General features: G+C 55.0%; 13 protein-coding genes. 3 read left to right on the top strand and 10 right to left on the bottom strand.

Annotation, left to right across the window (positions count from 1 at the left end; genetic code table 11):
• Positions 1-62 precede the first annotated feature (62 nt).
• The 9 genes from Q674_RS31970 to pilB form a co-directional block, all read right to left on the bottom strand.
• Positions 63-623 (bottom strand): YfaZ family outer membrane protein, encoded by a 561-nt coding sequence (locus tag Q674_RS31970; RefSeq protein WP_023009053.1) that lies wholly within the window; start codon positions 621-623, stop codon positions 63-65.
• 142 nt (positions 624-765) lie between these two features.
• A complete protein-coding gene (gene yacG / locus Q674_RS31965) occupies positions 766-954 on the bottom strand; it encodes a DNA gyrase inhibitor YacG (protein WP_014422088.1) in 189 nt (62 codons plus the stop codon).
• Positions 955-987: 33 nt separating this feature from the next.
• Complete coding sequence (locus Q674_RS31960) at positions 988-3342, bottom strand: response regulator (RefSeq protein WP_023009052.1); 2355 nt, start codon at positions 3340-3342, stop codon at positions 988-990.
• A 44-nt stretch (positions 3343-3386) separates the two neighbouring features.
• The gene (tsaA, locus tag Q674_RS31955) at positions 3387-4136 is read right to left on the bottom strand and encodes a tRNA (N6-threonylcarbamoyladenosine(37)-N6)-methyltransferase TrmO (protein ID WP_011786131.1); all 750 of its coding nucleotides are present in this window, start codon (positions 4134-4136) and stop codon (positions 3387-3389) included.
• Positions 4137-4144: 8 nt separating this feature from the next.
• The gene (locus Q674_RS31950; protein ID WP_023009051.1) at positions 4145-5134 is read right to left on the bottom strand and encodes a hypothetical protein; all 990 of its coding nucleotides are present in this window, start codon (positions 5132-5134) and stop codon (positions 4145-4147) included.
• 88 nt (positions 5135-5222) lie between these two features.
• A complete protein-coding gene (coaE, locus tag Q674_RS31945; protein ID WP_023009050.1) occupies positions 5223-5840 on the bottom strand; it encodes a dephospho-CoA kinase in 618 nt (205 codons plus the stop codon).
• Positions 5841-6716: a prepilin peptidase gene (locus tag Q674_RS31940; RefSeq protein WP_023009049.1), complete on the bottom strand. Its 876-nt coding sequence runs from the start codon at positions 6714-6716 to the stop codon at positions 5841-5843.
• Positions 6717-6783: 67 nt separating this feature from the next.
• Positions 6784-8004, bottom strand: a complete 1221-nt coding sequence (locus tag Q674_RS31935; protein WP_014422082.1) for a type II secretion system F family protein — start codon at positions 8002-8004, stop codon at positions 6784-6786.
• 2 nt (positions 8005-8006) lie between these two features.
• Positions 8007-9725 carry a type IV-A pilus assembly ATPase PilB gene (pilB, locus tag Q674_RS31930; protein WP_023009048.1) on the bottom strand — a complete coding sequence of 573 codons (1719 nt, stop codon included), beginning with the start codon at positions 9723-9725 and terminating at the stop codon, positions 8007-8009.
• 395 nt (positions 9726-10120) lie between these two features.
• Here pilB and Q674_RS31925 point away from each other — a divergent pair, with 395 nt between their 5' ends.
• The 3 genes from Q674_RS31925 (at position 10121) to Q674_RS31915 (ending at position 12740) form a co-directional block, all read left to right on the top strand.
• Entirely contained in the window at positions 10121-10609 is a 489-nt protein-coding gene (locus Q674_RS31925) for a pilin (RefSeq protein WP_031210182.1), read from the top strand.
• 103 nt (positions 10610-10712) lie between these two features.
• Positions 10713-12215 carry an O-antigen ligase family protein gene (locus Q674_RS31920; RefSeq protein ID WP_161629369.1) on the top strand — a complete coding sequence of 501 codons (1503 nt, stop codon included), beginning with the start codon at positions 10713-10715 and terminating at the stop codon, positions 12213-12215.
• Positions 12216-12290: 75 nt separating this feature from the next.
• Entirely contained in the window at positions 12291-12740 is a 450-nt protein-coding gene (locus Q674_RS31915; protein WP_023009045.1) for a pilin, read from the top strand.
• Positions 12741-12749: 9 nt separating this feature from the next.
• Here Q674_RS31915 and Q674_RS31910 read toward each other — a convergent pair whose 3' ends face one another.
• On the bottom strand, positions 12750-13361 hold the full coding sequence (locus tag Q674_RS31910; RefSeq protein WP_023009044.1) for a c-type cytochrome: 612 nt from the start codon (positions 13359-13361) through the stop codon (positions 12750-12752).
• Between the last annotated feature and the right edge of the window lie 58 nt (positions 13362-13419).

The following is a 13419-nucleotide window of genomic DNA, read 5'->3' as shown; positions in this document are numbered from 1 at the left end:
GGGCGTGAATGGCTGCACGAATCGGTCACCCGGCAAGGCGCCGGGTAACCGAGGCGAAGGGGTTAGAAGAAGATCTTGATACCTGCCAACACGCCCTCATCCAGATTCACATCTGGAGAACCGGCAAAATCCAGTTCTGTATTCAGGTAACGGTAACCGGCAAACACTTCCGCATTACGGATAACACGGTAGCTGCCCCGAAGTTCTACGCTGGTCATGTCGTCGGAATCTCCGAACGACAGAATGCTTGGAGCGTAGTGCAGGCTGCCGCCAAACGACAGACCGGGCACGGTCGGAATGTTCACCGTGGCGAAACCGCCAAGGCCGATGGCACCGCCATCAACATCGTCGTCATCCCAGCCGACGCCACGCATGCCGATGCCGGCAGTTGTTGGCAGATTCCCAAGGGCAGTGCGGCCCTGGGCATGAAAATCGGCGTTGATAATGTGGCGACTACCTTCATGGTAGGTGTATCCAGCACCCATTTGCAGCTCTTCCTGGCTGCCGAAGAAGTTAACCTGACCCTTGACCGAATCGTTGGTCAGACTCAGATCCAGGTCACTGGCCAGAACCGGAGCGGCGGCAAGAGAAAGTGCCAGTGCTGAGATGCGGGTAATCTTCATGTGTACACCTTTATTGCTGTCGTTATGAGAGCGTGGCCGGCGCAACTGCCGGTATATGCGATAGTTTCAACGTCAACGGATGTTAAACATCTGCCGGGTGGTTAACAACTTAAAAGCCCGTAAGTGGCTCGCAACCAACACGTTAGTGACGGGTAACCTCGCCGCCCTGGTCGAGATCATCGGGAGAGGCGTTTTCGGCCGGCACCCGATACTCCTCATTGGCCCAGGCACCCAGATCGATCAGTTTGCAGCGCTCAGAGCAGAAGGGGCGCCAGGGGTTGGCCTCGCTCCACTCCACGGATTTCTTACAGGTGGGACACTCTACATTCATGGCATGATTCCGGGCAGGTGACTTGCGGCTTCATCACGATGTTGCAGAAGCCTGACAATATTGTTCCAGCACTGCCCGTAGCATTTCAAGGTTGACAGGTTTAGCCACAAAGGAATCCATGCCCGCTTCGCGGCAGCGTTCCTCGTCTTCTTCCATGGCGCTGGCTGTCAGTGCCACAACCGGTACCCGGCTGCGACCATGGTTGGTTTCCCAGGCCCGGAGCTGGCGTGTTGCTTCGTAACCGTCCATCCGGGGCATAACGCAGTCCATGAAAACCACATCAAACTGGTGCCATTGCCACAGCGAGGATGCGGCCTGCCCGTCGTTTGCCGTCATGACTTCGCAGCCCAGTTTTTCCAGCAACCGCCGGGTAAGGGTACGGTTTACGGGATTGTCTTCCACCAGCAGCACCCGCATCCGCCCGCAAGGGATTTCTCGCTGGCGACTTCCGGCATCCGCCATGGTTTTCAGAGAAAAGCGGGTAAGAAACCGGCGTTCCTGTTGAGTGTCATGGGTAAACAGCTGGTTCAGGATCGGAATCAGGTAGGATTCCCGGAGAGACTTGCTCAAGAAGGCATCAGCACCGGCCTGGCGAAAATGCTCGGCGTCCCCTCGCTGGGGGTTGGAGGACAGGATCAGAAGCCTCATTTCGGCCCATTGCGGGTTGCTCCGTACCTGGCGGCATAGCAGATCCGCATCCATGTCGGGCACGAAGCCGTCCAGAATTGTAGCGTCGTAGGGTATGCCTGCATCAAAGGCTTGTCGCAAGGCGGTCAGTGCTTCCCCGGCTGACCGGACGGCATCAATATGAACATCGTAGCGGGAGAGCATCTCCAGGGTAATCTTGCGTGACAGCTCGTAGGAATCAACGACCAGTACCCGCCGACCCTGCACCTGCCTTGAATCCGGCCGCACCTTGGCAGAGCCGTCGGTTGCTTCCTGAAGTGACAGTTCCACCCAGAAGGTAGAGCCCTCGCCGGGCCGGCTCTCCAGATCCATCGAGCCGCCCATCAAATCGACCAGTTGACGGCAGATGGTGAGCCCAAGCCCCGCACCAGGTAACTGACGCTGGAAGCGCTGACCAAGTTGAACATAGGGCTCGTAGACCAGAGGTATGTCCTCCGGATTTATACCAACCCCGGTGTCCTCAACCGCCAACCGTAGGCGCACTTTGCCTTCTTTTCTGCCCAGAACCTCAATGCTGATCAGCACATGGCCGGAATCCGTGAACTTGATGGCATTGGATAACAGGTTCAGCAACACCTGTCGAATGCGTACCGGGTCTCCCGTCAGCGCCCAGGGCAGGTTTTCATCCACCCGTACTTCCAGGGCCAGACCTTTTTCCCGGGCCCTGGAGCCAAGCATATGAATCAGGTCGTTCAGGGTTTCGCGCAGGTCAAAAGGAATAGCCTCAAGCTCCAGCTTGCCGGCTTCCATGCTGGAGATGTCCAGCAGGTCATTGATGATGGAAGAGAGGCTTTCCGAGGCATTGAGCAGGGTGTTTACGTACTCCCGCTGCTCCTGATCGAGCGGGGTATCGGTTAACAGGTTCGCATATCCCATCACAGACTGCAGTGGAATGCGAAGTTCATGGCTGACATTGGCCAGGAACTGATTCTTGGCGTGATTGGCCCGGATGGCTTCGTCCCGTTCACCCTGGGTCTGGATGGTGGTCTGCCTTAATGAGCGGGTGTCCTCGAGAATCTGCAACCGCATCTTGTTCAATGCCTGCTCCAGTTCGGAAAGCTCATCGGGCCGGGAAGGGTTGCGCCGGCGCAGTTTGAGAGGCTCAACAAGTGCATCCAGATTCAGCTTGGCCGCATAGTCCGCCATGGTCTCCAGGTGGCGGGACAGTGCTACCCGTACAATCAACAGCAATCCCAATGTGCCCAGCATCACCACAATGGACTGGAACAGGAGATTCAGCAGGGCGCGATCGAGGATATCCTGGTATACCTGTTCAATAGACGAAACAATGGTCAGTTCCCCCACGCGTTGCGGACGGTCAAAACTGGAACGGTTGAATTCGAGGGGGAATGTCTGGGTGATTACCCGGCCTTCAGGGTAGGAGCCGGTACTGAATTCTTCGCCGGTGGTTGTGATCACCCGTGCATAGCCAATAAAAGGCATGGAACGCATGTCGTCCAGGCTATTGGCTACTTCGCTGAAATTCATCACCCACAGGTTGGTGCTCATGCCGCCGGCGATAAGGTCAGCGGCGCGCTCCTGACTGCTCTGCAATTCCGATTTCTGGCGTTCGAATTCGCCAATCATCTGAACACCCGTTGCCACCAGTGACAATATCAGGCTGTACAGCAGCACCCACCCAAGCAACCGCAGTGCCAGTGGGCGCAAACCCAAACGCTTGAAGAACTGGTTTGAAGGCAAGGCACAAGTTCCCTGTGTCGACTACAAAATCACCAAGGTGCATCTTAACAGACGGATATCACTTCCACACGCATGATTGAATCTTCGTTCACAAATCGAAACCGAACATTCTTGTCGAACAGGTTGGCTCCGTAGATTCGTTGTTCATCCCGTCCTCGGCGGAACGAGGGGCGCGGGTCGTAACTAACGACGTCCTCAATCAGGGCGCGGAAATCCGGATAGTCGGCCTCCGGAAGCTGGCTTAGCTGGTCAGAGGCTTCCGGTGCAAAGGTCACCTCCAATCTGTCGGTCGGCGCGCTGTCTGCCCAGCCTAGTGATGCCTCCGGGACAGAATCCGAGAATGGCAGGTAGGGCTTGATGTCGAGAATCGGTGTGCCTTCAATCAGATCGTGATTGCTGATCTTCAGGACCAGTTCGCCATTCTTGCGAGCGAGCCCTTCGTTTCTGACGACGGAAAGGCCGAGACTGTTCGGGCGAAAAGGCGATCGGCTGGCAAACACACCGATTTTCTTGTTACCCCCAAGCCTCGGGGGCCGAACCACCGGGCGCCATTCGGCGCGAACGGCTTCATGAAACTGGAAGGTAAGCCAGATATGGCTCGCTGACTCAAGGCCCCGGAAAGCGTCTTCACGATCAAAGGGACTTTGTATAACCAGTTCCGCGTGGGCATGGCGGGTAAGGCCGGGTTGCCGGGGAACGCCGAATTTGTCCTGGAAGCAGGAGCGAGTGATGGCAATCGGTGTGAGTGTCAGAGCTTCCTCGGCGGGCCGGCTTTTATGCAGTGGTCTGCTCATTTCTGATGTCATTCCCGGTCAATGGTGCCTGCAAAGTACATTTCGATTCGGAATACGATAGAGGCCTGATCGTCAAACCCCTCATCCCGCTGATACTCCAGAGCTGGTATCAACTCGGCAAAAAGCCAATTGCCGTACATCCGGTAGCGCCAGGTTACGTCTGCGAAGTAGCTTGTGGTGCGCCAGGTTGGCTGGCTTTCGCCAAGGATGCCAACCCGTGGGGTAATCACCGAACGGGTGTTCAGTCGCTTCTGGACACTGTGAACATGGGCCGCTACAAACTTGCGGTCACTATGAGCCCATTCCAGTTCGGACGAGTTGTAGTAGTGCCAGCCGTTGCCTAGTGAGCGATCCAGGCCGATCCAGCTGCGAGCCCCCCAACCTTCGGTGTGATAGTAGTACAGGCGTTGCTGCGTATTCAGCGTCCAGTCCCTGTCAATCTTCCAGCCCTTTCGAGCCTTCATGCGCCAGAACAGTTCGGGCGGCAGTCTCAGTCGGCCGCCGATGTCGGTCGAAAGATTGATGGAATCTCCGACATCCGTCAGAAATCTCAGGGCGCCGGTTGTTTCTGTGTCGGTTCGCTCTGGTTCCGTCAGTTGCCTGTCCCGCTCACGTTCCGCCAATGGGATCAGTTCTTCGCTTTCACTCTCTACCACCAGCCGCAGCTTCTCCTCGGCGGTGGGTACATCAAGACGGAAGCGCAGCTCAGGTTCAAACTGGGCCGGATCGCTGTATTCGGATTCTGCTGCAAACCCCAGTCTCAGGTAGCTTTCGTTATTTGGCAGCGCCTGGGAAGAGCCGGACAGTGTTCGATCCGCCCATGCACCCAGGGACTGCACGGTTGGGCCATGCTGACGTTCCTGCCGAATAACCCAGTCGCTGACTCCCAGCCACCAGGAATCCCTGGGCTCTGCCCAGAACTCAGCGGGTTCGAAGGTATAGAACGAGATTGGCAGGCGCTCCGGCGCCAGAAGGGCGGGCACCGAGATGTCACGCATGGTGATGACCGGTTCTGCCGCTTTCGTGAAGGAACAAGCGAGGAGACCGGTGGCAAGTGCAGTAAGAATAAGTGCGGGGCGGATCAGACTATGCTCCTTGGCTGAAATCCGCCAGAAAACGTTGGTGCAGAGCGTGTACTGAAGCTTCCACACGCTCCAGCGGCTGCGCATTGTTGATAATCGCATCGGCTTTTTCGCGGCGGGCGGCTCTGGGCATTTGGGCGGCGAGTATCCGCTCCACCTGTTCGCGGCTATTCCCGTCTCTCGCCATGGTGCGGTTAATCTGAGTTTCTTCCGGTACATCCACCACAACAATCCGCTCCACCAGTTCGTGCTGGTTGGTCTCCAGAAGCAGGGGAGAGACCAGCATCACATAGGGCAGATTGTAATCCTCGGGTGATAACTGGCGGATCAGTTCCTGACGGATAATGGGATGCAACAGTCCCTCCAGCCAGCGTCGTTGTTCCGGATCCTCAAATACTTTCTGGCGCAGGGCAGCACGGTCCAGTTCGCCGTTACCCTGAAGAATGCTCTCGCCGAAGTGATCAGCGATGGCCCTGAGGGCTTGTGTGCCTGGTTCCACGACCTGTCGGGCGACATCGTCAGCATCCACCCAATGCACGCCGAGAGCACCAAACATGCGTGCAACGGTGGATTTTCCGGAGCCAATACCTCCGGTGAGGCCGATAACCGAATAGCGGGACATTCAGACTCCTAGGTACCCGAACCATATGGCCTGGATTTCAGGCCCGAACCACAACGAGAGTAAGCCTGCAGCGGCCAGGTAAGGGCCGAAAGGAATCGGCACTTCACGCCCGTGTTTGCGGAGTACCATCAGACTGATGCCCACAATCGCGCCCACCAGAGAGGAGAGCAGAATCACCGCAGGCAGCAGTTGCCAGCCCAGCCAGGCCCCCAGCGCCGCTAACAGCTTGAAGTCCCCGTGTCCCATGCCTTCCTTGCCGGTGGCCAGCTTGAACAACCAGTACACGCTCCAGAGCGAGAGGTAACCTGCCACAGCGCCCCAGAAAGCGCTGCCAAAATCCGTCAGCACACCAAAGTAGTTAAGCACCAGTCCAAGCCACATCAGGGGCAGGGTGATGCCGTCTGGCAGGAGTTGTGTGTCGAAATCGATCATGGTCAGCGCCACCAGCGCCCAGACCATCAGTAGTGCCCAGAGCGCGGTCTCAGAAGGCCCCAGCAGATAAACCGTTACGACGGAAAAAACCGCAGTCAGTGCTTCAATGATGGGGTAACGCGGCGAAATACGTGTTTTGCACGAAGAGCATTTGCCGCCAAGCATTAGCCAGCTGATGACCGGAATGTTCTCCCAGGCACGAATTTTGTGGCCGCAGGACGGGCAGGTGGATGCCGGTTTTGAGAGAGTTATCCGCTCATCTGACTTGCGGTCGCCCTCCGGCATTTCCAGAAACTCCTCGCATTGGCAGCGCCATTCCTGCTTCATCATTTTTGGCAGGCGCAGGATGACGACGTTCAGAAAACTCCCGACACAGAGAGAGACGAAAATGACGACCAGATAGAGAAGCCAGGGAGTGGACAGGATGGTTTCTAGGGGGAGCATTCAAAGACTCTGGTTTATCGTTTTTTTGCCCCCCTCTCCCTGCAGGAGAGGGGGGTGCCGGTGGAAATCAGCCGACGACCTGGCCCATCTGGAAGATGGGGAGGTACATCGCGACAATGAGACCGCCAACCAACACGCCGAGAACCGACATGATCATGGGTTCCATCAAGGCGGTGAGGTTGTCCACCATATCGTCAACAACGGCTTCGTAATGCTCCGCAACCTTGCCGAGCATTTCGTCCAGGTTACCGGACTCTTCGCCGATGGCTGTCAGCTGGACGGCCATAACGGGGAAGACGTCTTGCTGTCGCATTGATGCCTGGAGTTGGGTACCGCTTGAAACATCATTTTTGATGCGCATGACCGCATCGCGATATACCGCATTGCCCGTCGCACCGGCTACCGAATCCAGCGCATCAACAAGAGGAACACCGGCCGCAAAGGTAGTGGAAAGCACCCGGCCAAACTTCGCGACGGCGGATTTATCGAGAATTTCACCCACAACGGGCAACTTGAGTGTGTACTTGTCGACAAAATCCGAGAACTTTGGCGAGCGGCGTTTTGCCTCTTTGAATGAAAAGATAACGCCTACAATGCCAAGCAAAACGACAAACCACCAGGATTGCATCCATTCGGAGAGTCCCACCACCATCTGCGTGAACACCGGCAGTTCTGCGCCAAAACCCTGGAACAGGCTTTCGAACTGGGGGACAACCTTAACAAGCAAAATGGCGGTTACGACAATGGCAACCACAATAACGGCAATGGGGTAAGTCATCGCCTTTTTCACTTTCTTTTTGAGCAGCTCAGTTTTCTCGAGATACGTGGCAATTCGGTCCAGCATCTGCTCCAGAGCACCGGCTTTCTCGCCGGACTCCACCAGGTTGCAATAAAGATCGTCAAAGTGTCTTGGGTGTTTGCGCAGCGCAGAAGCGAAACCCGTACCAGACGAAATGTCGTTGCGAATGCTCATCACCAGTTCTTGCAGACCCTTGTTCTCAAGGCCGTCGGCAACGATGTCGAAGCTCTGCACCAGAGGTACGCCAGCCTTCATCATCGTTGCGAGCTGGCGGGTCAGCATCGCAATGTCGAACGGTGTGATTTTCTTTTTGCCACCAAAGAGTGGTTTGGGCTTTTTCTTTACCTTGTCCGGAATAATGCCCTGTTTTCTCAACTGGGCCTTAACCAGGGCCAGGTTTGATCCAGTCAGTTCGCCCTTGGCTTTGTTGCCTTTGCGGTCTTTTCCTTCCCAAACATACGATTCCAGCTTCTGCGCTTTTTCTGCCATGCTTAATCCTTCGTCACGCGATTGGCTTCCTCAAGGCTGGTCACTCCCTGAATCACCTTCATAAGAGCCGACTGCCTGAGATTTCGGAAGCCTTCTGCCTGAGCCTGCTTTGCAATTTTAATGGAGCTGGCTTCTTCCATAATCATGTTTGCCAGTTCATCGGTAATGCGGACCACCTCGTAAATACCAACGCGGCCCTTATATCCACCATTGCATTTATCACAGCCCTTGGGGCGGTACAACGTGAAGCCTGTATCAATTTGTTCTTGTGTGAACCCTTCCTTCAAAAGCACGTCCTGAGGGACGTCTGAGGGTTGCTTACAGCTGCTGCACAGTCTTCGGCCAAGTCGTTGGGCGATGATCAGGCTAACCGACGTCGCGATGTTAAAGGCCGGCACGCCCATGTTCATCATCCGCGTGAGCGTCTCGGCGGCGCTGTTGGTGTGCAGTGTAGATAGAACCAGGTGACCGGTCTGTGCGGCTTTGATGGCGATGTTTGCAGTTTCAAGGTCCCGGATCTCACCCACCATGATGACGTCCGGATCCTGACGCAGGAATGCGCGCAAGGCCTCGGCAAACCCAAGGCCTACCTTGGTGTTGACGTTTACCTGGTTGATACCCTCAAGGTTGATCTCCGCCGGATCCTCAGCGGTCGATATATTCCGCTCGGTGGTGTTCAGAATATTAAGGCCGGTGTAGAGTGATACCGTCTTACCAGATCCGGTCGGGCCAGTTACCAGGATCATGCCCTGAGGCTGCTCGAGCGCCTCAAGATACATTTCCTTCTGGTCTTCTTCGTAGCCCAGCACGTCAATCCCGAGCTGGGCCTGGCTGGGATCCAGAATCCGCAGAACAATCTTCTCTCCCCACAGGGTCGGAAGGGTGTTCACGCGGAAGTCGATGGCTTTGGTTTTGGATAACTTCAGCTTTATCCGGCCGTCCTGGGGGACTCGGCGCTCAGAAATATCCAGTTGCGCCATGATCTTCACCCGCGCTGAAATCTTCGGTGCCAGCTTGATGGAAGGGCGGGATACTTCTTTAAGAATGCCGTCTGTACGGTATCGAACCCGGTACGCTTTTTCATAAGGCTCGAAGTGAATATCGGAGGCGCCACCACGGATAGCGTCCAGCAGCATTTTGTTCACATACTTAACGATCGGGGCATCGTCAACTTCGGTTGTCGATACGGAACCGTCGTCATCTTCGTGATCGCCGCTCTCCGTCTCAACTCCCTCGAGGTCTGCATCTTCAAGGTCGCCCATGGTGGAATCATGGGATTCCAGATAGCGATCGATGGCAGCCCGTAGCTTGGCGTCGTCTACGAGGATGGCATCGGTGCTCAGGCCGGTATTGAACTTGATCTCGTCCAGGGCCTGAATGTTCGTGGGGTCCGACACCGCGATAAACAGGCGATTCCCGCGTTTGTAGAGCGGCAGGGCGTTGTGTTTGCGGAGTAGTTTTTCGTCGACAACCTTCTCAGGCATCATCTCAGGCAGAAACGCATCAAGATCCATTACGGAAACGCCAAATTCCATCGCCGCTGAGAAGGCGAGCTTGGAACTGTCAGCCAGCTGATTCTGTGTCAGATAGGTGATCAGTGGAATGCGGTTCTGGGAGGCCTGGAGAAATGCGTCCTTTGCTGTTTCTTCATCAAGCAGGCCGTCGTCTACGAAGCGGCGTGCAAGTCCTGTCAGTGTCACGTTTCTGTTATTGGTCGCCATAAATGCTCTGAGAAGAATCGTCTAAGTGACTGAATGTCGTATTCAACGATGGAGAGTTTAGATGGAGCGGAATGGTTTGGAAAGGTGCTGTCAAAAGAGTTGGCGCAACATGGAGAGACATGTCGCAATAGGGTTCGTGTCTAAAATTCGCTGCAAGGGTGACAAAAAACGTCACACCTGGACTAAGTGCGGCGCAGCTGTACGTGCGTGACCTGGGTCACATAAGCTCATAACACACTGAGCATGAGTGACTTTTTTGCATTATATGACAATTGGCACGCCGCATGCTTTTCCAGAATCAGCTCAAAGCGGATGCGGGGCCTTGCTCCACAGCCCCCGGAGCTGTAACACGCAAAACGACAACTCTAGAGGTCGATAACATGCAAGAAATCAAAATGAATCACGCTCAGAAGGGTTTTACCCTGATCGAACTGATGATCGTTGTAGCGATCATCGGTATCCTGGCAGCTGTTGCTATTCCCCAGTACCAGGACTACACCGCACGTACCCAGGTTTCTCGTGTAGTTGGTGAAGTGAATGCTCTGAAATCCAACGCTGAGAGCATTTTCAACAACGGTGGCCAGATTGGCTATGAAGACGACCTGACAACCAACCCTCGCACTATCGGTATTGGCTGGACTGGCTCCAACCTGGTGGTTGGTGCTAACACCAGTCCTCAGTTTGGTCTGAACATTACGGATGGCGCTCTGGCAACCATGTCCTGGGACGTTGAGATGGGTACTGATGCTTCCGCAGCCGTTCGTGGTGCTACTATTACCGTATCCCGTACTGCTAACGGTGCGTACACTTGCTCAATCACTCCTCCGACCACCAACAACGGTTGGAAAGACAGCTACGCGCCAGCAGGTTGCCCGGCTTCCTAATGCGAGAATCGCATAGCTGAACGACCGCAACGATCAAAAGTTTTCAATGCGGTAGACTGAAAGCCCAAAGCAGATGCTTTGGGCTTTTTTGTTGGGGGGGGAGATGATGTTGAAAACACCTCAGGTGGGGATAGCGGCCGCAGCTTCCTTCGTCGCGATCACCTTGCTGGCGGTACTTTTTGCGGATTTTCTACCAACCTCGGCGGGGTCCTATGCGGACCAGAGATTTCTTTTGGTGGCCTGGCTGGGGGGCATTACGATTGTTTCTACCTATTTGTTGATCTCCAGACGTGTCTGGATCAAGCCAGCCTTTGTGCAGGCCTTACCGTTTATTCTGTTGATTATTGGGTTTCCAGTGCTTTCGCTGGCTTTTATTCAGCAGCCCTATGCCTATGTCGAGCCTGGCCTGTACTCATTCTATTTTGCCGCCGTCATTCTGGGCGGTACCGCTCTGGCCCAATCAGGTATCTCCATGAAGTGCCTTGAGGCACTTGTCGTTATAACGGCTGCTGCCTGTTTTCTCTACGGCGCAATGTCGCTGAATGTTTACCTGTTCGCCCTGGCCGGCGGTCATGCCGATCTCTCTGATCTGATTCCCTGGGGGTTTGTCAATATTCGTTACTGGAGCCATGTCGCGACGTGGCTTCTTCCTGTCTTGCCCTTAGCTGTGTTGGTGGGGCCTTTTGCAAATCATCGGCTTTGGCGAGTGCTTGTTGCCGTTGGTGCGGGGCTATGGTGGTGGATTGTCTTCCTGTCGGCAGCTCGTGGATCTGTGCTGGGTGTGGCCGTGGGTGTCGTTGTCGCGAGCGTAATCATTGGTCGCCAGTGTTGGCCGTGGTTGAAGCAATTCCTGGTCTACCTTGTGCTTGGTGGCTTCTTTTGGTTTGTCCTGTCGCTGCTTGTGCCGATTCTGGTTTTCGGAGAGCCGGAGCTTCGAACCATCAGTCAGGGAAGTTCTGGAAGAGCGCCGTTGTTTATCGAAGCATGGCAAATGAGCCTTCAGAGATTTCCTTTTGGAATGGGGCCCCAGTCTTGGCTGACTCACGATCTTTTGACGTCATCTTATGCTGAGAGCAAAAAGTTTGGTCATCCGCACAACATGTACCTTATGTGGGCTGCTGAGTATGGGTGGCTGCTTGTTCTGATATTGTTCTGGGTGGCTTTTCAAGTTGCTTCGTTTCTCTACGCTCGCTGCGCGGTCATAAAGTCGAGTGCAGGTTCACCCGAGGCATATGTTCTTGCAGCCCTGCTGGCCTCTTTTGTGGGAGCCCTGATTCATGCTGGTGTATCAGCAGTCTTCATTGCGCCAGGCTCCATGCTGGTGGGCCTATTGATAATGCCTGTTTTGTTTGGGTTGATCGTTCCGAGCAGTCTTAATGGAAAAACAGGCAAGTACGATGTCTTGGGACGACGAAGAAAGGCCGTTCCAGGGGTCATGATCGCGACTGTCGTCTTTTCTCTCTGGGGCGCCTGGGCGGTTGAGGTGAAGAAGTATTATCTCGATATGAGAGAGGACGAGCCATATTATTACGAAGTCTTGCGAGAGAGAGCTCTTCCCCGATTCTGGTTGCATGGTTATTTCCCGCGCAATGACATAGGAAGTTGAAATGATCGCCCTGTGGAGTTGACGCTGATGGCCTGTTTTTTGCCTTACTAAATGCCAAGATGTATAGAGTGAGGCATGGCCATGGTTCGTAATAGCGACGGTTTTACCCTGATAGAATTGATGATTGTTGTTGCCGTTATTGGCATTCTTGCGGCAGTGTCGCTGCCTTTTCTTCAGGCTAACACCATGAAATCCCAAATCAACCGTGCTGCGGCGGAGCTTGCGTCGTACCGATCGGCGTTTGAGGCGAACCTCTCTGCTTCCACGCCGGTCAACAACGAAACCTTGGGTTACTCTCCATCCGCTTTGACGGTTGGAAGCTCCGCAATTGAAATTGCAGCGGTTAACCCTGACGGTTCTGGTCATATCGAGGTGACCATGGGCGGCAATGCTCACCCAAATTTGGCGGGCATCGTTATTCGATACGAGCGGAGCATTGGTGGTGCCTGGGCTTGCGTTATAGACAGAACCGCTGCGCCAAACTGGCAGTCTCGCCTGCTGCCTCCCGGTTGCACTGAGATCTGATAGAAGGGCTTATTGGCGGGTCAGGTAAGAGGTTAATGCCTCGATCTGCACCTCCGACAAAACTCCAGCCACCCCAATCATCGGCGTACTGTGTTTGGTCGGGTCCATCTCCTTGAACCGTCTAAGGGCAATCCCAAGATATTCAGCCGGTTGGCCGGCCAGACGGGGCATATTCCTGAAACCTTGTGCCTTGTCACCGTGGCAACCGGCGCAGCGCACAGCAAACAATTTTTCGCCGGCGTCAGCCTTGGTCGGGTCGCTGCCGGTGCGGGGCTTCGCCGTTTGCTGGCTGTAATAAACCGCAATATTAATTCGCTCCTCCAATGACAGTGTTTTCGCCAGCTTGGACATCACATAGTCCTCACGGGTACCGTCGCGGAATTTTTCGAACTGGTTGAACAGGTAGAGCGGGTGTTGGGCGGCCAGGTTGGGTATGTATTCGCGCTTGCTGTTGCCGTCCTCGCCGTGACAATAGCCACAAAAGCGGATGCGCTCGTGACCGGCCTCGTAGCTGGCCTGGCGCTTGGCGCCATCGGCCATGATGGCGTTCAGTTGTGACATTGCATCGTCGGCAGGGCTGGCTGAAACCACTGGACCGGCCGCCAGGCCGACGACGATCATCAGTTTCCTCAAGTGCGAACTACCCAGCATAAGCCACCTACTTCTTCGGAAAGGCCAG

Origin of the sequence: Marinobacter sp. EVN1, assembly GCF_000475375.1 — a bacterium.
GTDB classification, from domain to species: Bacteria; Pseudomonadota; Gammaproteobacteria; order Pseudomonadales; family Oleiphilaceae; genus Marinobacter; species Marinobacter nauticus.
The sequence above is the reverse complement of the archived record's forward strand: the minus strand, read 5'-3'. Positions and strand labels throughout refer to the sequence as shown.

Excerpts from the sequence above, each read along its gene's own strand:
- Q674_RS31970 (WP_023009053.1), bottom strand. The coding sequence starts at position 623 with ATGAAGATTACCCGCATCTCAGCACTGGCACTTTCTCTTGCCGCCGCT.
- Q674_RS31940 (WP_023009049.1), bottom strand. The coding sequence starts at position 6,716 with ATGCTCCCCCTAGAAACCATCCTGTCCACTCCCTGGCTTCTCTATCTG.
- Q674_RS31950 (WP_023009051.1), bottom strand. The coding sequence starts at position 5,134 with ATGCGTGACATCTCGGTGCCCGCCCTTCTGGCGCCGGAGCGCCTGCCA.
- yacG (WP_014422088.1), bottom strand. The coding sequence starts at position 954 with ATGAATGTAGAGTGTCCCACCTGTAAGAAATCCGTGGAGTGGAGCGAG.
- tsaA (WP_011786131.1), bottom strand. The coding sequence starts at position 4,136 with ATGAGCAGACCACTGCATAAAAGCCGGCCCGCCGAGGAAGCTCTGACA.
- coaE (WP_023009050.1), bottom strand. The coding sequence starts at position 5,840 with ATGTCCCGCTATTCGGTTATCGGCCTCACCGGAGGTATTGGCTCCGGA.
- pilB (WP_023009048.1), bottom strand. The coding sequence starts at position 9,725 with ATGGCGACCAATAACAGAAACGTGACACTGACAGGACTTGCACGCCGC.
- Q674_RS31925 (WP_031210182.1), top strand. The coding sequence starts at position 10,121 with ATGAATCACGCTCAGAAGGGTTTTACCCTGATCGAACTGATGATCGTT.
- Q674_RS31935 (WP_014422082.1), bottom strand. The coding sequence starts at position 8,004 with ATGGCAGAAAAAGCGCAGAAGCTGGAATCGTATGTTTGGGAAGGAAAA.
- Q674_RS31910 (WP_023009044.1), bottom strand. The coding sequence starts at position 13,361 with ATGATCGTCGTCGGCCTGGCGGCCGGTCCAGTGGTTTCAGCCAGCCCT.
- Q674_RS31915 (WP_023009045.1), top strand. The coding sequence starts at position 12,291 with ATGGCCATGGTTCGTAATAGCGACGGTTTTACCCTGATAGAATTGATG.
- Q674_RS31920 (WP_161629369.1), top strand. The coding sequence starts at position 10,713 with ATGATGTTGAAAACACCTCAGGTGGGGATAGCGGCCGCAGCTTCCTTC.